Here is a 23,929-nt window from a genome sequence, read left to right as displayed (position 1 = left end):
ACCGATAAGTATGAGTAACACCGTTCCCACACATTGGATTTTTCTTCGCGGCCTCAGTCGTGAAACCGCGCACTGGGACGACTTTCCCCAACGTTGCGAAGCCGATCTTGGCTGGCAAGTAGAGTGCATTGATTTGCCCGGTTTTGGCGACCAACATCGACGCGCCTCCCCCAACAATATCGCTGCTATCGTTGCAGATATTCGCAGCCGATCTACCACCCAAAACACCGCAGAAAAAAGGGGCATTCTCGGTCTGTCATTAGGTGGCATGCTGGCCCTGCACTGGGCCGCAAGCTACCCTCAAGACCTTACCGCGGTCATCACTATCAACAGCAGCAGTGGCAACAGCCCTCTGCATCATAGACTCAAACCTTCAGCACTTTTACCCGTCATAAAAAGTTTCAGCAGCCGCTCCATCAAACGGCAAGAACGGGCCATACTTAAGATGGTCAGCAATAACAGCGCTGACGACAACGATGTGTTGGCACAATGGGTCAAGCTTCGCCAACACAATAAAATACAAAAGGGTAACGTAATAAACCAACTCATCGCAGCCAGCCGCTATCGACTACCGAGTGCGAATGCCGTAACCCACATACAACACGGGCTTGTGCTTAGCAGCTACGCAGACCGCATGGTGTCCTGGCAGTGCAGCGAGCTAGTGGCCGAGCGCTACCATTGGCCACTGGTGTTACATAACCATGCCGGGCACGACTTGCCTCTAGATGATCCCAATTGGATATTGACCGAGATTTCGCGCTGGCAAAACGCTTAAGCAGGAAGCCTGCTGCGCCAACGCTGCCGCTTATAACGACACTGCGTGCTGTCTATTTTTATTTTTCTCGACAGCAGCCTGGTCTAAAATCCCAAATACCGATTCCGCCTAGCCGGTTTCATGCTCTCAATATCCACCAGCACCAAGCCATCAATACAGTCGGCAAAATCAGGATCGATATTAAAATCCGCAAAACTGACACCGCCAGGCTCGCATAACTCAGAATATTGCTTGTATAACGTGGGGACAGCACAACCCATTTCTGCCAAGCGTTCTTTTAACTCGGCAAATTCAGCTTTGTAGTCCTCTCCGCTAAAGGCATTGCCCTCGCCTTCTATGCGGTAAGGCATTTTTGCACTTGCCCAGTTGCTCGGTGACTGAAAGTGCTTGCGATAAAACTCCACCAGCAAGTCCTTTGCGCCTCGGGGCATTTTGTCGCTTAAACTAACGGGGCCAAACAAATAGCGGACGTCTCTGTGACGCTCTAAATAACGACCAACGCCCTGCCACAAATAGTCCAGCGCATTACGTCCCCAATAACGAGGTTGAACAAAACTGCGGCCTAACTCTGCGCCCTGCTCAAATAACTCTTCAGCTTCCAATACGCGGTAATCAAACAGGGTACTGCTGTACAGGCTTTCGTTTGACTCCAAGGTCGCCACCCGTTTTAAGCGATATGCGCCGACCAGCTCTAGCTGGTTCTCATCCCATAACACGATATGGTCGTAATAGGCATCGAAAGCATCTACATCTCGACGGTGACCCGTGCCCTCGCCTACTGCCCGAAAACTGATTTCTCGCAGGCGGCCAATTTCCCGCATAATGGTGCAGTCACCATGGTATTGATAACAGTAGATCTCCATGCCATCTCGGGTGCTTCCCAAGTGATCGCAAGCGCGAATGGCCCGCCGTAAATCTTGACGATCTTCTGGATGCGCTACAGGTTGCGCAGCGGGAATAAAACAGGGCTCGCCTTTACGCTTACGACTCCCCAATTTGTAGATATGCTTTTTAAATAAACGGACTTTGGCTGGCGCAGTTAACGGCAGATTCCGATACATATCCGCATCAATCGCCGGGCCAACACTGACTCTGACCGTGCGATTATTTTGCTTAAACATTTCCCGAATCAGCCACAGCGTTGATAGCGGTTTGGCCAGCAACGATAAAGCATAAAAAAATACGGAATTGCGAGCGTTGATATGCACCGGCAATATCGGCGCGCCCGCTTTTTCGGCAAATTTTATAAAGCCATTACGCCAGCGACCATCGCGAATACCGTGGGGACCAAACCGGGAGACTTCTCCGGCAGGAAAAATAATCACTGCCCCCTCGCCTTGCAGGTGCTGATGAATCGCCTGAACATTTTCTTTGCGATTGCGCTTGCCACTCATATTGTCGACAGGCAATAACATGCTACGCAGCGGCTTGAGTGAATACAGCAGTTCGTTGGCAACCACTTTGACATCGCTGCGTACTTCAGACACCAATTTCAGCAAAGCCAAACCATCTAAACTGCCAATGGGATGATTGGAAATAATCACCACTTTGCCATTCACAGCAATGCGTTCTTTATCCAGAGCGCTAACCGCGTAGCTGAAATCAAAGTATTCCAAGGCTTTATCGACAAAATCCAAACCTTGTAAATACGGATAGTCCCGTTCAAATTGCTTGAACTCCGCCTCATGAAATAAGTACTTAAGCAGCGCCGTCACCGTACGGCGCAAGCGCGGGCTGTCTTTTGCAAACTTGGGAAAGCGTTGATCTAATACCGCGTCTACAGAAATCACTTATCGTTTACCTTTTCAATGCCGACTAACCGGCGCGACGCATGGGTAACACGTCCGCAGTGGCGGGTTGCCCTTCTGCATTTAGGCTTGCTAATAACACGTGCTTTTCAGTCCACTGTAAGAGTTCTAAACCACCATCATGGTTTTCGGCCATGGCGGTACAGTTCTCTATCCAATCGCCGTCGTTGCAATACAATATTCCGTCAATGGTTTTTAACGCTGGCTGGTGAATGTGGCCGCAAATAACACCATCCAGGTTACGACGAGCGGCTTCTTCAACGGCGGCACGTTCAAATACATCAATCACTTGGCGGGCATTGGGAATACGCTGTTTGATATAAGTCGCCAGCGACCAGTAATGCTTGCCAAAACGGCGCCGTAAAAAATTAGCCCAGCGATTGAGGAATAACAGCAGATCGTAGGCGTAGTCGCCGATAAGGTTTTCCCATTTACTGAGACGGATATGTTCATCAAGGCAATCGCCGTGAAACATCAGTAAGCGTTTGCCTGAAACCGTGGTGTGAACAGCTTCTTTCTTGATTTCGATAGGGCCAAAAATATGACCGACATAATCACGGAAGGGCTCATCGTGATTACCGGGGATATAGACAATTCGCGTGCCATTATTGGCTTTTTTGAAGAGAGTGCGTAGCACTTCGTAATGATTAGGCGGCCAAAAAAGACTACGCTTCATTGCCCAAAGGTCAACCACATCGCCAACCAGATAGATGGTTTCGCACTCGACCTGTGACAGAAAATCCAGCAGGTAGTCTGCTCGACAATCTTTAAAGCCCAAGTGGATATCAGAAAGCCACAGCGTTTTGTATTTCAGCCTTGTCTTCACATCATGCATCCTCTCTATGCATTTGTGGCAAGACTAATACTGAAAGATGACAGCAGCAGGACTATTTGAGGACAGTTTTATGACAACAGAGGCAGGACATTCCTGCCAAACAAGCTACGGCAGGAGAGATCGTCCGTTTTAACTTAGTCGGCTAAACACTCTGGATAGTATTGACGCAACATCGCGTTCAACTTTTCAGAATCTAACGGTTTACTGGAGAAGCCTTTAATATGCCCCTGACGCTCCGCCATTTCTTTATCGGCAGGGTTTAAGGAGGTTGTTAACATCACCACCACCGCACCCGCCTTTTGTTCATCTGGCAAGTTTTCATAGGCATCGAGAAACTCCCAGCCATTCATTTTGGGCATATTGATATCCAGAAAAATCAAATCTGGCTGAGGATAGCTCCCATCCACCGAGCCGGTCAGATAATCCAGAGCCTCTACGCCGTTACCCACCTCATCAATACGCTTGGCAAAGCCATTATTTTCTATCAGCAAACGGTGGACAAAATTAGTGGCCTTGCAGTCGTCAACCAACAATACCAAGTCAAGCTTTTTCACTGTTAACCTCCTTTAAGGTGAAGTAGAACGTGGAACCAACATCCACTTCCGACTCCACCCAGATTTTACCACCGTGAGCTTCTACTATTTTTTTGCAGTGCGCCAAACCTATCCCTGTTCCCTCAAAAGCATCTCGGGAATGCAGCCGTTGAAAGATTAAAAATATCCTATCCAATGACCGCTCTTCAATGCCTATACCATTATCGCTTACTGAAAACAGCCAGTGATCCGGCATTTTCTGAACGGTAATTTCGACCTGAGGCGGTACGCCCTTTCGACTAAATTTAATTGCATTACTAATAAGATTTTGAAACAGCAGCCGCAGCTCCACCGCCAAGCCTTTAACATTAGGCAATTGCTCGTAGTGAATTGACGCACCCGACTCATCCAAGCGTTGTTTTAAGTCACTACAAACCTGGTCCACCACTAATTGTAAGTCAAGCTCTTCCCGGTCTGCGGTCACACCCAAACGACTGTAGTCCAACAAGCCTTTAATCAAATCAGACATTCGAGACGAGGAGTCGTCCATAAAACCCAAAAACGTCATCGCCTGGGAATCCAGCGATGCCCCATAATACTGCCGGAATAAGTCGATAAAACTGCGTACTGTCCGCAATGGCTCCTGAAGGTCGTGGGAGGCGATATACGCAAACTGCGCCAATTCATGGTTAGCTTGAGACAGCTTTTCGTTATGATGCTGTAGCGCCACTTCTGCGGCCTTGCGCTCTTCCATTTCTTTAAGCTCTGCCCGGCGCCGCTCTTGTAAAGCAGCTGAAAAATCAGCAAAACCTCTGGCCAGAGAACCCAACTCACCCGGTGCAGAAACCGGCACATCCGCTTCAGAGAGAGCCAGGCGACGCGTTCGCAATGCCCAGTTCATTTGAGAAATGGGGTGAACTATCTGCCGCGCGGCGGCCCAGGATAACGTTGCGGCAACCAATAGAATAAAGATCAGAAACAACAGCACTTTATTTCGAAGAGCGATATTGGGTGCCAGAATAGTGCTGGCCTCTTCTGAGGAGAAAACAAAGATATAATCACGCTCGGGGTTGGGGCCAAACACCACCCGTCGAATATGGTAAGTATAGGTTTCCCCTTCCCAAGGTAAATCCCCCGTTGCTTCTAACGACGAATCCTCCGGGCTGACAAATTGATAAAGCTCGGGGATATCATCAACAATATTTGAGCGCTGACTGTACTCAAACCGAAAGCTGCGGCCCGGTGTCGGATGCACTAGATACTCACCCTCACGGTTAGCAATCAGTAAAAAACGGTCTTGCTCGGCCAGCGCCAACATATCGTTAAACGCCGACTCCAGATATTGATTTTTAACAATGACACCAAACAGCTTTCCGAATTCATCCTGTACCGGCGTGGAGCCACGAATAGTGGGTTCGTGGGGTTCAATAATTTTACCGTGTTCCCGGTTCAGCTCAATATCAGAAAAATAAACCTGTCCAGCGGACAGTTTTGTCGCCGCATGAAAGTAGTCTCGAGTCGCCTTATTTTGCAGCTCACTGTTGGGAACAATGCGAATTTCGCCGTTTTCACCACTGCGATCAACCCGAATCTGCTCCATCCCGTTGGCATCAATAAATCTCAGTTGGGAGGTTTGGGGTTTACTGTTGAGCATTCCTACAAAAATTTTCGCTAACCGAGACTTCCAAGCCACTTGAGAGCTTTGATCATCTTGGTCATAGCCTTCATTGCGGCTGGCGCGAATTAATCCTGCAATAGGTGGGGTCCCGGACAGAAATAAGACATCGCCGGAGAGTTCATTCATCGCTGATTGAAAAAACGTTTGTTGCAGTGCCGTACTTGAGGCTATTTCGCTATGGGTATTAGCCAGCAACTGCTGTTTATTGCTGGCTAAGGTCACATAGAGGACCAGTGCATTGCTGATCACCAGCAATAAAATAACAGGCACGATGATTCGCGCAGCGATACCAATTCGCCGGTTTACCGGAGTACTCTGCTGAAATCTCATAGTGTCATGTAGTTACTCGCTTAGGAGTATATTAAGTGTAAGTAGCCGGTAAGCCGCTGCCCATAGGTACTAGTCCCCATGGGCGCTGACTACAAGGGAGGTGTAGGCGTGGCGGCACTGAGAATCAATTCCGGTTTGCGAATTAACTGTAACATGCTCTGCTGCACGTCGGGTCCCAGCAAGGCAACCCAGCGACGAGATAAATCCTCCAGTCGCGGGTCCAGCTCTAAATATTGCCCCGCCTCCGACTCGGTAACGTTCAGTAATCGCTGTCGAACCAAGGTGTCCAAATAACCCCGAAACAGATTTTTATCGAAATACTCCGGTGCTTCTCTGCCGCTTAGAATGGCCAGTCGCTGAGCCATTTCAATAATATGCTGCTCGATGGCAGTTCGACTGGCACCTTGGCTACGAATATCTTCGACCAAAAACAAACTGCTCACGGTATAGCGTTCAAAGGTTTCTCTGAGGATTCGCCCCAATCCCGTTAATACCGAATAGGCGTCACTACCCACCAATGCCCGGCTTAAACCACCCTTTTCATCTCTAAATAACAGGCCAATTTCTACCAAATTATCAATCTGCTGGCATACCGCCTCCCGGCAACTCGCTTCGGGAATGTTGAGGAATAGTTCCTGCTTAAGAAAGGGATACAGCAAGACACAGGAGTCAATTAACTCCGTTTCAATCAGACTATGGCTGTGCCGAAAAAACCGTGCGATCAAGCTGGGCATGGCCAGTACATGCATCACACTGTTGCGATAGTAAGTGAGCATCACTGCTTCTTTTCCGGTCGCCGTGATGATCGGCCCCCACGGGTGCTCAATTTCTGACAAGCCTGCCGTCCGCGCCGCTTGGTCAAAAATCTCCTCTGCGCTACCACTGGGCAGGCTGATATCGGCGCTGTAGGGTAGTCGCAACAACAACTCAATAAAGTGATCGATTTGCGACAACAGCTCATCTTTTGCCATGGCCCGCTGGGGACTAGCCAGCAAAATCATCGACACCAAACCAATGGGGTTCACCACTGCGGCGGCGTTAATTCGCTCCATATTTTCCTGGGCAATCTCGTCAACCACTTGAGGTAAAAAGCCACAATCACCGGCTTGCACACGCTGTCGCCAGTTGGGTTCAATGCGCGTGAGGGTTTCGTCCAAGCTGATGGGCTCGCCAAATGAAACATGGGGGCTGCCATAGGAGGATTTAAAGATTTTTCGCGCTTTGAGCAAGCCACCGGCCGATTCGTTCTTTTTGGCAGCACCCCGCAACTCTTTGGCGTAAGAGGCACCCTCAACCAGCTTATCGTAGGCCACATAAATGGGCACAATCGCCACTTTACGCGCCGGTTGTTGGATAAAACTTTCCAGCGTCATTTTCAGCAGTCCCTTCTTGGGCGGCAGCAGTCGCCCGGTACGAGAGCGCCCCCCCTCGGGGAAAAACTCCACCGGATAACCCCGGCCAAGCAGTACATCTAAATAAGACTTAAAAATCACCGAATAGAGTTTTTGGCCACCAAAACTACGGCGAATATAAAAGGCGCCGCCCCGCCGAAGCAGTCCACCCACCGGCCAAAAATTCAAATTTACCCCAGCGGCGATATGGGGTGGCACCAAACCTTCGATATACAAAGAATAGGAAATCAATAAATAATCTAAATGGCTGCGATGGGATGGCATATACACTAGCTGGCGATCATTTGCTGCGCGGCGTAAGCGCTCAACATGATGCAGTCGAGTACCGCTAAACAACTTGCGGAAAATCCAGCTCAGCACCAACTCCAGCACCCGCAATAAACGTGCGTCAAAGTTAGCCGCTATCTCATCCGCTATTTTACGGGCCTTTTTGTCGACCACATTGGGTTTTTCGCCCGCGTCCACTTGCTCACGCATCACCTCTTTGACTGTCGGACGGCGCAATACCACATTAATAATTTGCTGCCGAGACAGCAGGCTGGGGCCAAGGGTGGCTGTCTTTCGTCGTGAGAAATAAAACGATAGGGTCCGGGACAACACCGCAGCCGCACTGCCGGGATCACTGTTGCGCTCAAGAAGCTTGTCAAAGCTAAGCGGCTGAGCCAAATGCAAAATAACATTTTTGCGTTGGGCAATAATGACCAACAACTTACGCAACACCCCGCCACGGTTACCGTCACCCAGAAGAAGCTTTAAAAAAGACGTTTCACTACCGGGGTCGCGCCCCCAAAATATTGATACCGGCACAATTTGCAGCGGATAATCACCGGCAGCCAGATCCTCTCCGGCAAGAAATCCGGCAATTAGCTGCTGCCGCCGCTTCTCACCCAACTGGCCGCTAAGTACCGGCCAGTAAAGGCAAGCTGCTCGCTCGGTATCAGGTAGCATGCCAGGGCGTGCGCGCAAGTTTGGCAGGCCCTGCTTGCGCAATACTCGCTCAAGAAGGTAGCGATCCGTCCAACTGCATTGACGCAGCACATAGCAGACCGGTTTACCCGCCAGTGTCTCGGCAAGGGATTCGTCAAACTGCACCAGACTGGGTTTCACCAACGCCATCACCGGTGCGGCGATCATTCGGCACAGTAAAAAATACAGACGTTTAAACCAAGACATAAGTGATGACAAACCGTGTTATACCGACTTTCTGATATTATTTAGCGTCATTGTCGCCACCATTTTTGGGAAGTCGGTCAGGAAATTTTAGAGCTCAATTCTAACTGGTATTCTCGTCCAGGTCGCCCACAACACATTACCACCTGTATAGGACAGGCTGTCAGCAGCGACGCTATGCCAGTACACTTTACCCACACACTGGGACAGGTTTTGTTATGACACCCGCTAAAAAACTCAGCTTTGATAACAGTTACGCTCGATTGCCAGAGGGCTTTTATAGTCGCCAACTGCCAGCGACCACGCCCCAACCTGGCCTGATTCGCGTCAACCGTGACTTAGCCACCGCCCTGAATATCGATGCCGACTGGCTCGCCAGTGACGATGGCCTGGCCATGCTCGCTGGCAACCAGATGCCCGAAGGCGCCGATCCCATTGCCACCGTCTATGCCGGCCACCAGTTTGGCAGTTTTAACCCTCAACTCGGCGATGGCAGAGCAATCTTGATTGGCGAAGTACTGGACCAGCAGGGCCAGCGTTTTGACATTCAATTGAAAGGGGCAGGTCGTACCCCCTATTCTCGTGGTGGCGACGGCAAATCGCCGCTAGGGCCTGTGATTAGAGAATATATTGTCAGCGAAGCGATGTTCGCTATGGGGGTGCCCACTACCAGAGCCTTGGCGGCGGTCACAACAGGCGAACAGGTTTATCGAGATCAGGTGTTGCCCGGCGCCATTCTCACCCGGGTTGCCAAAAGTCATATACGCATTGGCAGCCTGCAGTTTTTTGCCGCCAAAGGCCAAACCGACGCAGTTGAAACGCTGCTAAACCACCTTATTCAACGGCATTTTCCCGACGCCGAATCTGCCGACATTCCAGCCTTGGCCGTGTTTACTGAAGTTATGCACCGCCAAGCTGAACTCATTGCGCAATGGCAAAGCCTTGGTTTTATTCACGGCGTGATGAATACCGACAATATGCTGCTCAGCGGCGAAACCATCGACTATGGCCCCTGTGCCTTTATGGAAGAATATCATCCCGGCAAGGTATTCAGCTCTATTGACGCCCAAGGTCGTTATGCCTTTGGCAACCAACCCGCCATTGCCCAATGGAATCTGGCCCAGCTTGCCCAGTGTTTGTTGCCACTGCTGGATGAGAATATGGAGATGGCGGTGGAAATGGCCCAGCAGGTGTTGAATGAGTTTCCCGATATTTTCTTTTCTGCCTATCGTCAACGCATGGCTGCAAAACTGGGGCTGACAAGCTGTGACGAAGACGACGAAAAGCTGTATCAAGATTTTCTGGCATTATTAGAACAAGAAAAGTGTGATTTTACGCTGGCCTTCCGGCGTTTAAGTGAGCTATCACACAGCAGTGGCGAGATAGAAAGCATCGCCGATATTTTTACGTTTTCTGATACGTTTTCACCATGGCTGGCACGCTGGCAAACCCGGCAGCAGCAAGACCCGCTGCAACCATCGCAAGCTCAGCAACAAATGCTGGCGGCCAACCCGGTGTTTATACCCCGAAATCATTTGGTAGAAGAAGCCATACAGACGGCAACACAAGACGGCAATTTCGACCGTTTCCACCAATTGCTTACCGTGTTGGAACAGCCTTTTCACTACCACAGTCAATGGCAGGATTATGCCCGTCCGGCCAAGCCCGAAGAGCGGGTGTTGCAAACCTTTTGTGGCACCTGAGCTTCGCCACCCCCACTTCAAATAATTAAAACCAAAAACGCCAGCGGCTAAATCAAAAGCCGCTGGCGTTTTTCATACTGCGTAATGTCGTTTATAGGCGCAGTTGCAAGCGCACAAACAAGCCGTCTTCAAATTCGAATGTGCCGCCATTTTCCGCATCAAACTCATATTCGGCGTAACCCACCTGCAATGCAGAGTTTTGGAAAATAGTGAATTCGGCACTGACTGACCATTCCTTATATCCATCCACATCACCAAAGGCCACAGCATCTGGGCCGTAATAAAGCCCTGCACGCAGACGCAAAATATCATTCAAAGGCAAACCCAAATCGCCGCCAAAGGCCACTGCACCACCATCGATATCGGCGTCGTCACCGTCCAGGCCAATGGCTTTAGCGCCAACACGTCCAGTGAGTGACCCACGTTTACCATTGGCAAAAACACCCGCGGCAATCATGTCTGCGCCATCCTCATGATGCAGCCAGTCAAACTGGGCGCTGCTTTCTGAGCTGATATCACCCGCAATAGAAGCACCGAAGCTGTCTTCTCCAAAACGAAATGCCACGCCACCGGCCAATGCTGAGCTGCTGGCAATAGTCAAAAGGCTTGCTGCGGCAATAAGACGTCGATTCATTCGTGTATTTCTCCTCAATAAAACGGTTTAAGTCGCCTGTGAAAATCAAGGCAGCGTGAAGTGCTTTTCAGAGCCAATTTAATGCTGGCTACCATAACCAGAAATCGTGGCAATGTCTGCAGCCAGACCGGCCCACACAGCATTTTTAGCGGTATTCTAGCAACAAGTTATGGATAAACCGCAGCTTGTCTTTTACCTTTGATGACAGCACAAAGGGATAAAGATCAGGCTGTCCCATACTTCGATTTAAGCTATTGACCGCAAAGGTCAGTGGCAGTGCCCGGTTAAGTAGCTCATCAAAATCTTTATGCACATAGGGATCAATATCCGCAGTCATCGCCATCACAGCGTCTACCCCTGCTTGCGGTTGCAAAGACAGACCAAAGGCGTGGGCGGTTTCTAGCGTATCCACCAAATGGAAATAATGCGCCCAGGTTTCGGCCCAATCTTCCCAAGGGTGGCTGCTAGCGTAAGCGCTAATATACTGCGCCTGCCAGTTTGCCGCTGGGCCATGTTCATAATGTTGCTGTAATGCCTGTTGGTAATTCAGCGTGTCATCACCAAATAAATCCCGAAACCCCTGCAAGCGCTGCGGGTCGGCTTGCAGCAGTTGCTCCCAATAGTAATGCCCCACTTCATGACGAAAATGGCCAATCAAGGTACGGTAGGGCTCATCCATATCGACCCGGTGTTGTTCCCGCTCGGCAGAGTCAGCCTCGTCGGTGGTAATGGTGACTTGACCCGATGCATGTCCCGTACTGGCCGTAGCCCCCGGCGGAATCGGCCGATTGGTAGAAATAAAATCAAACCGCAGCCCTTGCTGTATTGGCAAGCCAAAGCGATGCAGACTGTAAACAAGCCGATGTTTTGCAAACTCCAGCTCTTGCCACGCCTCTTGCTGACCGGGATCCGCAAGGTCGGGAATATGTCGGTTTAACTCACAACATTCACAGAGCGTGGTTTCCGCGCCAGCAGGCAGCAACCAATTACATACCCGGTGAGCGGCGTTGCTGCAGTAAACCCAACGAGAAGTCGCATCGGCATCAGCAAGTGCTTTGTAGCTTTCACCCTCGTCTAGCAATGCCGATAACACTCCGCTCGCGGGAAGATACCCCAGCTTTACACCACAACGCTGGCACTGGGTATTTTCAAAGAGCAGGGTTTGACCGCACTGCTGACAGCTAAAAATTTTCATATTGCACGGCTACATAATGACCACTTACCAGCCTGTTCTTCAGCTTTGCCTTCTCGTTGTAGCTTTAATATATGCGCCAATAATGACAGCCGAGCGACGGGATAAATGCTTTCGGGCACATCGTCGTAGGCAATGGGGAGCAGTTCATCTAAGTTCGCGGTTATTACCGATGTCATGGCATTAACAATTTTGTCTTCCCGGCCTTGGCGGTGGGCAATGAGTTTTTTAATTTCAGCTTCTGGTTCATCAATGACCGAACCATGCCCTGGTGCCAAATAGCGAATGGGATAACGCAGTAAACGCTGCAAGGAGTCGACGTAATCTGCCATATCACCAGAAGGGGGAATAATCACCACCGTCGAGCCTTGCATAATATGGTCGCCGGTAAACACGGCACCACTTTTATGATGCAGAAAACAATAATGGTTGCCGACATGCCCCGGAGTATAAATCGCCTCCAGTTTACTGTCGTCAACATCGAGGTTTTCTCCATGTGCCAGGCTAGCGTCTGAGCTAAAACTGTCATCTTGATAGCCGTCGTCGGCAATTGGCGAGCCCACCACCGGCACCCCAAAGCGCTTGGCGAGGGTCGCGGCACCGGGGGAGTGATCGGTATGGGTATGGGTCACAACAACCCGCTCCAACACACCGCCAATTGCCTCTATGCCCGCGATAATCGCATTAATGTGTTCAGGCAAGTCAGGGCCGGGATCAAGTACAGTAATATTTTTACTGCCCAGCAGATAGGTGTTGGTGCCCGGCCCAGTCATCACACTGGGGTTGGGTGCAAGCACTCGGTAAACATCGGGGAGTATTGCGTCTAATACCCCGGGCACAAGGCTACTCATCCAAGACTCCTGATCAGATCAAAGATTGCTCCATCAGCAACATACTATGATGCGCTAACTTAAATAAAATAAAAACGGTGTCAGTTGCGTAACAAGCCACTGATTAATCATATTGACTCATCCGCCAACGCAACCTTGCACCCAACAGGATTGCCGAGCTGCTCAAACCAGCGAACAGGCCCAGCCAGAACCCACTGGGGCCCATCGCTGGACCGAGATAATCGGTGAGGGCCAAAACATAACCCACAGGCAAACCTATTCCCCAATAAGCAATGAGGGTCAACAACATAGGGATTGCCGTGTCTTCAAAGCCCCGCAAACAACCATTGGCGGTCACCTGTAAGGCATCAGAAATCTGATATAGCGCAGCAAACAACAACAGATAAGTGGCCAGCTCGGTAACCTGCGGATTATCCGTGTAAATATGCGGAATCCACTGGCGATTGAGCACCAACAACAAGGCGGCGCTAACGCCAATGACTAAGGTAATTTTAAACGCGATGACGATGGCCTGACGCAGCTCAGTGGGGTTTTTGCGCCCCCGCGCCAAACCGACCCGCGCGGTGGCCGCCAAGGCAAAACTCAGCGGCATCATAAATACCAGGGAGGTAAAATTGAGAGTGAGTTGATGGCCTGCGACTATTTCTGCTCCTTCCCTGCTCAACAGCAAGGCAATAACCGCAAAAATACTCACTTCAAAGAAAATGGCCAGACCAACGGGCAAGCCGAGCTTAAACAAATACCAAAGATTTTGCGGCTCCCAGCGCCAAGGCTTGATGCTTAAGGGCACCGTTTTATAGGCTTTGTGCTTAGCAACATACAACAGCATCAATACCGCCATCAGCCACATCACTACCGAAGTGGCCCAACCGCAGCCCACGCCGCCCATCGCCGGAAAACCCAGCTTGCCGTAAATCAGTACATAGTTAACGGGAATATTGACCAGCAAGCCAATCACACTAATCCACAGCACCGGCCGAGTATGGGCCATCGCTTCAGTGTAACTGCGCAGTGCCAACACCAGCGCGATGGCAGGCATCCCCCAACTTAAGCCCTGCAAATACGCTTGCACCATCGGCCGAAGGTTAGGTTCTACGTCCATCCACACTAATAAAGGTCCGGTATACCTCAGCATGAAAAACGCCAGCAACCCTGCCACCAGCGCCAGCATAACCGTCTGCTGAACGAGGGGGTTCACCCGTTCAGTCTGACCGGCCCCCAGATGCCGGGACATCACCGAGGTGGCACTCATCAGCAAGCCGGTCATAAATAAAAACACCGGCACCCAAATACTGGCGCCGACCGCCACCCCCGCCAAATCAAGGGCCGACACTCGGCCTGCCATCACCGTATCCACAAAACCGTTGCCGGATTGGGCCAGCTGGCCGCCAAAAATTGGCAACGCAATACGCAGCTGTTGGTGGAGCTCCTGACGGGAAGTAAGGGACATGATGGACTCTACGAAAAAAGCGGCAACACTCTAGCCCAGCCCGCCCCGGACCGCAAACCCATCGTCCATTGACTCGACAAATAGACAACAAAAAACAGGCATAAAAAAGGAGGCTATATAGCCTCCTTACCGCAATGGAAGTGAAATTGAATTAAACCAGATTGTTAATCGGCACTACCGGATCAACATCGGCCTCGTAATCGACACCGTCGATGCCAAAACCAAACAGTTTAAGAAACTCTTGTTTGTAACCGACGAAATCGGTGGTTTCATGCACGTTCTCAGTTTCGACTTTTTCCCACATCTTGGCCACTGCACTTTGGACTTCTGGGCGCATTTCCAAGCTGTCGGCACGCAGGCGACCTTCTTGATCGGTAATGGGCGAACTGCCATACAAGCTGTTATTAAACAGGCCATAAACTTGCTCAATACAACCTTCGTGACTGCCATCGGCCTTCATCACTTTAAACAGCAAAGACAAATACAAAGGCATGATGGGTATCGCCGAGCTGGCCTGGGTTACCACCGCTTTCAATACCGACACCCGGGCATCGCCACCTTTCTTGGCAAGACGTTCACGGATGTTTAGCACGCGTTTGTCCAAGTCTTTTTTGGCGGCGCCAATAGTGCCGTGCCAATAAATATCCCAGGTAATACGGTCGCCTAGATAGGTGTAAGCCGTGGTTTTAGCACCATCGGCCAGCACCCCGGCATCGTCCAGGGCGTCAATCCACATTTGCCAATCTTCCCCCCCCATGACCGCAACGGTGTTAGCAATATCTTCATCGCTAGCAGCGGGAAGCGTCACCGACTCAATGGTTTCTTTGTCGGTGTTAATGCCGCGCTGGGTTACATCTTTACCGATGGGCTTCAAGGTCGACATATGCACTTCACCCGTTTTAGGGTGCTGGCGACGCGGCGAGGCGAGACTGTATACCACCAGATCAATCTGGCCTAAATCGGCTTTGATCTGAGCAATGGTTTTTTCTTTAATTTCGTCAGAAAAGGCGTCGCCATTAATGCTTTTGGCATAGAGCCCTTCTTGATCGGCAAACTTATGAAACGCAGCCGAGTTGTACCAACCCGCGGTGCCAGGCTTTTTCTCGGTACCTTCTTTCTCAAAGAAAACCCCCAAGGTCGACGCCCCGGCGCCAAACCCTGCAGTAATGCGCGACGCCAAGCCATAGCCTGTAGAAGAGCCAATCACAAGAACGCGTTTTGGGCCGTTCCCAATCGGGCCCTGAGCTTTAACGTAGTCAATTTGCTGTTTGACATTGGCCTCACATCCCACCGGATGGGTGGTCACGCACATGAAACCGCGTACACGGGGCTTAATGATCATAGGGTTTCCCTGCTCCAAAATTATTAATAGGCAATCGATTTAACGCGGCATTATAACCAGCACTTGCCGCAGTCACTAATACTCGGCGTCAACATACCGTAATTACCCTTATTATAATCCCTTGAAATTTGCCGTTAACTGGCACTATTTCACGATTAGGGTCTGACACTAAAAGAATGCTTAGCTTCCCACGCCCAGTATGAGACAGTCGACAATACAAAAAACATCTGGCGATATAAATTACATAAACGCACTACGCCACCGCCGCTAACCCGGTTGTTTTACTAGCTTTGACCATAAGGTTATTATTTTAAGCATGGCACTGCCCACGGCAAACCGAGCAATACAGCTTACCACCATCGGTACTTTCACGGGAGCAAGCAGGCTGCAGCCCCTTCTCTCTATTACACACTATTGTTTTTTCAGGCTTTACCAATCCTGTCTTTATCTGCTTGCCGCCCACACCACTGTTACTCTCGCCCACGCTGCCCCAGAAACCCGCCCAAGGCTGGAAGAGGTTACCGTGACGGCCCAGAAGCGCAGCGAACCTCTGCAAGAAATTCCTATTTCACTCGCCGCATTTAGCGAAGAGCGGCTTGACGTTGAGGGAATTAACGGCTTAAAAGATATTCACTCGCTGGTGCCCAGCCTTACCATTGAGCCCTTCCCCATCAACAACGGCACCTTGAGGGTCTTTATTCGCGGCATTGGTATTTCTGACGCGCAAATTACCCAAGACCCGCCCGTTGGCGTGTATTTGGACGGAGTCTATATTGCCCGGTCCACCGGCGCCGCAATGGATGTAGCCGACCTGGAACGCATTGAGGTCTTACGCGGTCCCCAAGGTACGCTTTATGGCCGCAACACCACCGGCGGTGCCATAAATCTCATCACCTCCCGACCCAGCACCGAGAAGTTTAGCGTCAAACAAAAACTCAGCACCGGCAGTCGCAATTTATTCAGCAGTAAAACCTCGATCAATGTACCGATAACCGACAGCTTGGCTGTCAAATTTGGTGCCCTTTTCGCGCAACAAGATGGCTACGTTGACAACACCGGCCCCGGTGGCGATTTTGGTGGCAGCGATCTCAATGGTTACCGCATTGATCTACGCTGGAATGCCACCGACAGCCTTAGCGTCGATTACGCCTATGACCGATCAGAAATAGATTATTACAACAACCATTACCAACACATTCGGCCCCGCACCCCGGTTGCCGGAAGCCAAGCCGACTTAATCAATGCCCAACCCAGCAGCGTTTACGCCACCAATTTTCAGGATGAGCTGGCAACCGTCACGCCATTTCAAGGGTCTTATACCGAAATTGAAGGTCACGCACTTACCATCAGCCACGATTTCGATACACTGCAAGTAAAGTACATTGGTTCTTATCGCCAGCTTTTCGATGAATCCTACGCCGACCTGGGCGGTGGCCGGGGCTTATCTGCGGGCCAAGATGCCCACGGCATCAACAACCAAAGCAAATCCGTGTTTCGTTTGGATACCAGTCCATACTGCGGGCAAGCCGCCCGACTCGTAGCCGGGCCCGGGCAATGTACCCCCCTTGTAAAACCCATCGTCGACCAACAGCAGTGGTCCCATGAACTGCAGCTAAGCGGCGAACTCTTTGAGCAACGGCTTAAGTATATTCTCGGGGCGTATTACTTCTATGAAGAGGCAGTAGAAGACAACGGCCCCTTGCACCATCAACTCAGTGGCCCCGCTAATTTGGGCGTACCCAATTTTGAAGAGGCTTTTGGTCAGGTGCCTATTTTGGGTGGGGTCATATCAGATTTGCTGAACACTGGCACATCCATTCGTGCCGTTAACTTTCTTAGCCAACGCTACGATATCGAAAATGAAGCGATGGCACTGTACGGCCAGCTCACGTGGACGCCGCCACTCTGGCAAGACCGCCTGCATTTCACCCTAGGGCTACGTCACTCAGAAGACCAACGCCAAGCGATTAAAAACCAACAAGACATCACCATTATTGAAACGGCGGCCGTCCCCATTGATGTCACCGCTGCGCTATGCAGCGATGGCACAGCCAGCTGCCGTGAGTTTAACAATCTATCTGCTTCCCAAGATTTTAGTAACGACGCCATCAGCATGATTGCCGCCGCAGATATTGCCGAGTCCAGCACTCTGTATATAAAAATGGTCGAAGCTTACAAGTCCGGCGGTTTTAATACCCGTGACCCCCAGCGGGATGGCAAGCAAGGCGAAGCCAGTGATGGCATCGACTATGGGTTTGGTTATGCCGAGGGCTTCGCCCCAGAGTATGTGACCTCCTACGAACTCGGTTTTAAAACCGAGCTGTTTCGTCATCGCCTGCGGGTCAATGCCGATGTGTTTTTTAGTGACTACCAAGATATGCAGCTGAATTTTATTTTGGCGGGCACCGTAGCAGACACCAAGGTCACGAATGCCGGCGAGGCTGAGATGTGGGGTTTTGAATCTGACATCACCTATTTGTTTAACCGGGATCTTATGTTGATGTTTAGCTACGCTTACCTCAACACCGAAGTGACCAAGGCTACAGATATTAATGGCGCCGATGCCAGCGACCAATTTGTGTTCTTTTCGGCACCAGAAAACTCCTTCTCCTTTGCCGCAGACTACACCGTATTAGCTCGGGATTGGGGACGCGTCAGCCTTAACCTCGGCTGGAATTATCTGGATGAGCGCAACGGCGGCTCCCGAAGCGACAATATAAAAAACACCGAGCTCCGCGCCTATGACCTACTCAATGCCAGACTGACCCTGAGCGACGTGCCCTTATCCGGGGGTAATATGGGCATTGCAATATGGGCTAAAAACATTCTGGATGAAGAATACGAAGTCAGCGCTATCGACAATCTCCCCGAGGCCGACCGATCAGTCATTTGGGGCGAGCCTGCCAGCTACGGAATCGACTTGTATTATCGGTTTTAATCCCTTTGCAGACTTAGCCACTAGCGCAGCCTCAACGCTTAGAACAGCTCAAAACGCCCTGAGGAAGCTCATTTTTTGGCCCAGCCAAATTCATAGGGAATTATTTGCCCTCCCCGTGGCCTCAAATTCCAGAACCGCGGCGTCAATGGCTGCGCGTAAAACCCGGAGCGTGTATGAGCGATGCCCCAATACAAACCAGCGCAGTGATTCCCGCGTTTAACGAAGCCAGCCGCATTGCCAAGACCCTGCAAGAACTGCGTCCCCATGTTGATGAAATCATCGTGGTGGACGATGGTAGCCGTGATCAAACCGCCAAAATCGCCAGAGAGCTTGGCGCCTGCGTTGTCCAACAACCTCGTAATCAAGGCTATATCCAGGCCATTAAAGCGGGCATTGCCGTCGCCAAGGGCGAGATTATTATCACTATCGATGCCGACGGCGAATTTAACCCCACCGACATTACCGCGCTAGTCGCTCCCATTCATGCCGGGGTGGCCGATATGGTTCAAGGTCAACGCCAAACGCCGCCACGCCCATCCGAACGGTTTCTCACTTGGCTGGCCACCCAAAAAACCACCGTTGGCGATTCCGGTACGGGGTTACGGGCAATGCGTAGCTCGCTGGCAAAATCATTGCATATTCCCGGCGCCTGTATTTGTGGCGTACTAAGCCTAGAAGCGGCCTCCAAGGGTGCCAAAATTGTCGATGTGCCTATCCACTTGCGAACCAATACTAAGCCTCGTCGAATCGCCTGGTTTCATCTTCGGCAAGTATTTTACTTGTTGCCTTGGCTCATACGCTCTTACAAAGGCCGCTAACAATCCGCCCAGACTCCTCCACCCTTCTCAGTAAAGTCATTCTATGATTAAGTCAGAAGACAAGTTCCAACGCCAAAAATACGCCACAGCCCGATCAAGATGAGCAAAATCAGCAAATTCTCCGAGTATAAAAGCCTATTTTTCGATGCCCTTCTCATGGGCTCTAGAGCAAACCCCAACCCCAAACAGTGAACGAAATCTCCCTCACCCCCCTGTTGTTTAGCCACAGCTGTGATATAACAAAAGAGCGGCAAAAACAGTAAACCTCTGATTTGCCAGTACTCAGCGACATCGACACTCGCCTGGCAGCAAGTATTGACGGCTTACTAAAAGGCGCAATTTTTGGCTCTAGTGGTCTTAACTAAGTGGCCCCAAACAGTGGATAGTGACGCAGCAATGAGTGACCCCCAACATACCCAACTTGTCATTTTCGGCGGCACTGGCGATTTGGCATTACGAAAACTGCAACCGGCTTTGTACAAGCTACAGAGAGAGGGGCTTTTGGATAAGGTCAGCGCCATTTATGCGCTGGGCCGCTCGGCGAGCAGCGATGCCGAGTACCGGCAGCTGGTATTCGACAAAATGCAGGAATACTTGCCCCGCCACTTTTGGGACCAACACCACTGGCAAAGTTTTGCAGCCAAACTGCACTTTTTGCATTTAGACGTGGACAATCCCGGTGACTATGCCCGGCTTGCAGAGTTGACTCAAAGCGACTCACCCCATAAAAAAGTGTTCTATCTGGCGACTTCTTCCACCCTGTACACCCCTATCTGTCGCAACCTCAACAGTTCTGGCATGGTGGATAGCAATGCCGCCGTAGTACTGGAAAAGCCCTTGGGCCACGATTTGGCAAGTTGTTCTGCCATTAACAGCGAAGTACAGCAGGTATTTTCAGAGCGCAATATCTTTCGCATCGACCATTACTTAGGAAAAGAAACCGTTCAAAATCTGTTGGTACTGCGCTTTGGCAACGCCTTATTTGGCCCGCTGTGGAACAGTCAGCATATCGACAATATTCAAATTACCGTGGCGGAAGATATCGGTGTTGGCGGTCGCGGGGACTTCTACGCTAAAACCGGCGCCCTGCGGGATATGGTACAAAATCACTTATTGCAACTGATGTGTCTGGTGGCAATGGAGCCCCCGGCCAACCTCAAGCCCAATACCATCCGCGACGAAAAGGTCAAAGTGCTGCAGGCAATGCGCGGCATTACTGCCGACAATGCCAAAGCGAAAACCGTGCGCGGCCAGTACAGTGCCGGTGCCGTGCAAGGCCAGCCTGTATCGGGATTTTTAGATGAAACCGGCTTTGAAGACAGCGCCGCCACCGAAACCTTTGTGGCGATAGAAGCCGAGGTGCATAACTGGCGCTGGGAAGGCACCCCTTTTTATCTTCGCACCGGAAAACGCCTGACCCGGCGCTTTTCTGAAATTGTGGTGGAGTTTAAAAAACACCCCTTTTCCCTGTTTGAAGGTGACCCCAATGACCTGTCCAATAAACTGGTCATTCGCCTACAACCCGAAGAAAACATCACCCTGTATAAACTCAACAAAAAACCAGGCCTGAGCCGACAACTCAAACTCGAGCAAGTCGAACTCAATATGGACTCTGAATTGCATGACGAAAGCCAACATCACGAAGCGTATGAACGGCTGCTGCTAGACGTGCTAGAGGGCGACCAAACACTATTTATGCGCCGCGATGAAGTGGAGGCCTGCTGGGAGTGGGTCGACGGCATTATCGACGCCTGGCAAGATGCGGGCGTCAAACCCAAAGCCTACGTGGCCGGTACAATGGGTCCTAACTCAGCATTGGCCTTGCCGGAAAAATCCAACAGGAGTTGGCATGAGCAATAAGCCCCTGATGAACAGCCTGCCAGACAGTACTGCACTGGACGAGGCTCTGGTAAAAAAAATCAGCAAAACCCTGGCCGCCGCCCTCAACGAACGCGGAGAAGCGAGTTTGGCCGTGTCGGGTGGCAGTACGCCCAAAGGCATGCTCACCCGGCTGGCCAGTGAACCATTAGACTGGTCCCGTATTCACGTACTGCTGGTAGACGAGCGCTGGTTAGCCACCGACCACGACGACAGCAACGAAAATATGCTTAGACAAACGCTGCTTAAAGGTGAGGCGGCACATTGCCAGTACCTCAGTTTAAAAACCGATGACGAATTAGCAAAAGATGGTCAGTTCACCGTTGAGGAAATACTCGAAGAGCTGCCTTGGCCACTGGATGTTGTGCACTTGGGAATGGGTAGTGACGGCCACACTGCGTCGTGGTTTCACGATGCCCCGGAATACCAAACGCTGCAAAATATCAGCAAACAACGTTGCCTTGCCGTTCATCCCAACAGCGCGCCCTATCCAAGATTGTCACTGAGCCCTGCGGCCGTATTCGATAGTCGACATGTATTTATCCAGCTGACCGGAAAAACCAAACGCGAACTGCTGGAACAGGCATTGTTTAAAGGCGCCGATTATCCCATTTCCATCGTATTGCATCAGGACAAGGTGCCAGTAGAGATTTACTGGGCACCCTAATCCGCAAACCAGCAACACCCATTCACCCTACTTCTGGGAGCACCCTATGCACCCCGCTGTTGTAAAAGTGACAGACCGTATTCGCCAACGCAGTGAAGCCAGCCGCAAAGTGTATCTGGACAAATGCGATGCCATGCGCCGCCGAGGCCCTCAGCGTGGCCACCTGTCCTGCAGCAACCTCGCCCACGGCTTTGCCGCCTGTGGCGACGGTGACAAAAATCGTATTCGTCTGGAAGAAGCTGCCAATATCGGCATTGTCACCGCCTACAACGACATGCTCTCTGCCCATAAACCGCTGGAAAACTACCCCGAGTTAATTCGCCAAACCGCCGCAGCCATGGGCTGCAGCGCGCAAGTGGCGGGCGGCGTTCCTGCCATGTGCGACGGCGTGACCCAGGGCATGGAGGGCATGGAACTGAGCCTGTTCAGCCGGGACAACATCGCTATGGGCACCGCCATCGCCTTGAGCCACAGCATGTTTGACGCCGCCCTGTGTTTAGGGGTCTGCGATAAGATTATTCCCGGTTTAATGATCGGCTCACTCAGCTTTGGCCATCTTCCCGTCATTATGGTGCCTGGCGGCCCGATGCACTCAGGTTTAGCCAACGATGAAAAAGCCCGAGTCCGCCAGCTTTTTGCCGAGGGAAAAGTCGGTCAGGAAGAGTTATTGGAAGCAGAAGCCAGCAGCTATCACAGCGAAGGCACCTGCACGTTTTACGGCACCGCCAACAGCAATCAAATGCTGATGGAAGCCATGGGCTTGCATGTACCCGGCAACGCCTTTGTGCCGCCCAACAATACCCTACGGGAAAAATTAACCCAGGCCGCCGTTGAGCGGATTTGTAAAATCACCGACTTGGGCCCCAATTACACGCCTATTTCCGAGGTGGTAGACGAGCGCTGTATCGTCAATGCGCTAGTGACTTTAATGGCCACCGGCGGCTCCACCAATCACAGCATTCACTGGATCGCGATTGCCCGGGCGGCGGGTATCATCATCGACTGGCACGACTACGAAGACCTTTCTCACATCACGCCGCTGCTGTGCCGTATTTACCCCAATGGCACCGCCGACATCAATCACTTCCACGCCGCGGGTGGCACAGGCTTTGTGATTTCTCAGTTATTAAATGCCGGATTGCTCCACGGTGATGTCAAAACCGTGTGGGGCGAAGGTCTGGATCACTATAGCCGCATGCCCACACTGGCAGGCGACACCCTGCAATGGCAGCCTGTGCAAACCAATAGCGCAGATGAAGCGGTATTACGCTCTGCAGATAAGCCCTTTGCTCCAGAGGGGGGTATGAAGCTGCTGACCGGCAAACTCGGCCGCAGCATTATCAAAACGTCGGCGGTAAAACCGGAGCAACGCATCGTCGAAGCGCCAGCAGTGGTCTTTAATCGCCAGGAAGATATCAAAGCCGCCTTTGACCGAGGTGAGCTGGAAAAAGACTTTATCGCCGTTGTGCGCTTTCAGGGCCCTCGAGCCAATGGCATGCCCGAACTGCACAAACTCACGCCCTACCTGGGCGTACTTCAAGAGCGAGGATTTAAAGTGGCGCTGGTCACCGACGGCCGGATGTCCGGAGCCTCCGGCAAAGTGCCTGCAGCCATCCACCTCTATCCCGAAGCCATCGATGGCGGCCCCATCGCCAGATTACAAGACGGCGATATACTGAGGCTCGATGCAGAGGCCGGTACCCTGGATGTATTACTGAGCGCCGATGAGCTCGCCGCCAGACCTGCCACCGTTATGGACTTGAGTGGTTATCACGACGGCTACGGTAGAGATTTGTTTAGCAGTATGCGAGCCAATGCGGGAACCCCAGAACAAGGTGCTGCCAGCTTTTATTAATCCAATAAGCATGCTTGTTGGTTAATTAAAAGGGGGAGTCATAACGCTACTCTGCTGGCA

Annotated in this window: 17 protein-coding genes; 7 read left to right on the top strand and 10 right to left on the bottom strand. The window is 51.3% G+C overall.

Annotation, left to right across the window (positions count from 1 at the left end; genetic code table 11):
• The first annotated feature begins 10 nt into the window (after nt 1–10).
• Complete coding sequence (locus IMCC21906_RS07625) at nt 11–775, top strand: alpha/beta fold hydrolase (protein ID WP_047011670.1); 765 nt, start codon at nt 11–13, stop codon at nt 773–775.
• A gap of 83 nt (nt 776–858) precedes the next feature.
• On the opposite strand, the gene IMCC21906_RS07620 is transcribed toward IMCC21906_RS07625, so the two are convergent.
• From IMCC21906_RS07620 to plsB, 5 genes are all read right to left on the bottom strand, one after another.
• Complete coding sequence (locus IMCC21906_RS07620; RefSeq protein ID WP_047011669.1) at nt 859–2,565, bottom strand: lysophospholipid acyltransferase family protein; 1,707 nt, start codon at nt 2,563–2,565, stop codon at nt 859–861.
• A gap of 25 nt (nt 2,566–2,590) precedes the next feature.
• A complete protein-coding gene (locus IMCC21906_RS07615; RefSeq protein ID WP_047013240.1) occupies nt 2,591–3,409 on the bottom strand; it encodes a UDP-2,3-diacylglucosamine diphosphatase in 819 nt (272 codons plus the stop codon).
• A 143-nt stretch (nt 3,410–3,552) separates the two neighbouring features.
• Nucleotides 3,553–3,972, bottom strand: a complete 420-nt coding sequence (locus tag IMCC21906_RS07610; protein ID WP_047011668.1) for a response regulator — start codon at nt 3,970–3,972, stop codon at nt 3,553–3,555.
• Nucleotides 3,959–5,959, bottom strand: coding sequence for an ATP-binding protein (locus IMCC21906_RS16305; RefSeq protein ID WP_052763432.1), 2,001 nt, complete (start codon nt 5,957–5,959; stop codon nt 3,959–3,961). Before IMCC21906_RS16305 ends, IMCC21906_RS07610 begins: the two co-directional genes overlap by 14 nt.
• A gap of 89 nt (nt 5,960–6,048) precedes the next feature.
• Nucleotides 6,049–8,544 carry a glycerol-3-phosphate 1-O-acyltransferase PlsB gene (gene plsB / locus IMCC21906_RS07600; protein ID WP_082117402.1) on the bottom strand — a complete coding sequence of 832 codons (2,496 nt, stop codon included), beginning with the start codon at nt 8,542–8,544 and terminating at the stop codon, nt 6,049–6,051.
• Nucleotides 8,545–8,759: 215 nt separating this feature from the next.
• Between plsB and IMCC21906_RS07595 the strand changes: the two genes are divergently transcribed.
• Nucleotides 8,760–10,244, top strand: coding sequence for a YdiU family protein (locus IMCC21906_RS07595; protein WP_047011666.1), 1,485 nt, complete (start codon nt 8,760–8,762; stop codon nt 10,242–10,244).
• Between the two features lie 91 nt (nt 10,245–10,335).
• On the opposite strand, the gene IMCC21906_RS16300 is transcribed toward IMCC21906_RS07595, so the two are convergent.
• The 5 genes from IMCC21906_RS16300 to fabV all read right to left on the bottom strand — a co-directional run bounded on the left by IMCC21906_RS16300 (nt 10,336) and on the right by fabV (nt 15,713).
• Entirely contained in the window at nt 10,336–10,878 is a 543-nt protein-coding gene (locus IMCC21906_RS16300; protein WP_052763431.1) for a YfaZ family outer membrane protein, read from the bottom strand.
• A gap of 145 nt (nt 10,879–11,023) precedes the next feature.
• Nucleotides 11,024–12,073: a putative zinc-binding metallopeptidase gene (locus IMCC21906_RS07585; RefSeq protein WP_047011665.1), complete on the bottom strand. Its 1,050-nt coding sequence runs from the start codon at nt 12,071–12,073 to the stop codon at nt 11,024–11,026.
• On the bottom strand, nt 12,070–12,921 hold the full coding sequence (locus IMCC21906_RS07580; RefSeq protein WP_047011664.1) for an MBL fold metallo-hydrolase: 852 nt from the start codon (nt 12,919–12,921) through the stop codon (nt 12,070–12,072). Before IMCC21906_RS07580 ends, IMCC21906_RS07585 begins: the two co-directional genes overlap by 4 nt.
• 103 nt (nt 12,922–13,024) lie before the next feature.
• Nucleotides 13,025–14,371 carry an MATE family efflux transporter gene (locus tag IMCC21906_RS07575; protein ID WP_047011663.1) on the bottom strand — a complete coding sequence of 449 codons (1,347 nt, stop codon included), beginning with the start codon at nt 14,369–14,371 and terminating at the stop codon, nt 13,025–13,027.
• A gap of 151 nt (nt 14,372–14,522) precedes the next feature.
• A complete protein-coding gene (gene fabV, locus IMCC21906_RS07570; RefSeq protein ID WP_047011662.1) occupies nt 14,523–15,713 on the bottom strand; it encodes an enoyl-ACP reductase FabV in 1,191 nt (396 codons plus the stop codon).
• A gap of 523 nt (nt 15,714–16,236) precedes the next feature.
• On the opposite strand from fabV, the gene IMCC21906_RS07565 reads away from it, so the two are divergent.
• The 5 genes from IMCC21906_RS07565 (at nt 16,237) to edd (ending at nt 23,869) form a co-directional block, all read left to right on the top strand.
• A complete protein-coding gene (locus IMCC21906_RS07565) occupies nt 16,237–18,651 on the top strand; it encodes a TonB-dependent receptor (RefSeq protein WP_231580331.1) in 2,415 nt (804 codons plus the stop codon).
• A 173-nt stretch (nt 18,652–18,824) separates the two neighbouring features.
• On the top strand, nt 18,825–19,469 hold the full coding sequence (locus IMCC21906_RS07560) for a glycosyltransferase family 2 protein (RefSeq protein ID WP_047011661.1): 645 nt from the start codon (nt 18,825–18,827) through the stop codon (nt 19,467–19,469).
• A gap of 396 nt (nt 19,470–19,865) precedes the next feature.
• Nucleotides 19,866–21,329: a glucose-6-phosphate dehydrogenase gene (gene zwf, locus IMCC21906_RS07555; protein WP_047011660.1), complete on the top strand. Its 1,464-nt coding sequence runs from the start codon at nt 19,866–19,868 to the stop codon at nt 21,327–21,329.
• Entirely contained in the window at nt 21,319–22,014 is a 696-nt protein-coding gene (gene pgl / locus IMCC21906_RS07550) for a 6-phosphogluconolactonase (protein ID WP_197085974.1), read from the top strand. Before zwf ends, pgl begins: the two co-directional genes overlap by 11 nt.
• Before the next feature lie 46 nt (nt 22,015–22,060).
• Nucleotides 22,061–23,869, top strand: a complete 1,809-nt coding sequence (edd, locus tag IMCC21906_RS07545) for a phosphogluconate dehydratase (protein WP_047011659.1) — start codon at nt 22,061–22,063, stop codon at nt 23,867–23,869.
• Nucleotides 23,870–23,929 lie beyond the last annotated feature (60 nt).

Source organism: Spongiibacter sp. IMCC21906 (assembly GCF_001010805.1).
Taxonomy (GTDB): domain Bacteria; phylum Pseudomonadota; class Gammaproteobacteria; order Pseudomonadales; family Spongiibacteraceae; genus Spongiibacter.
Note: the sequence above shows the minus strand (reverse complement) of the source record. Positions and strands in the feature narration are given on the sequence as shown.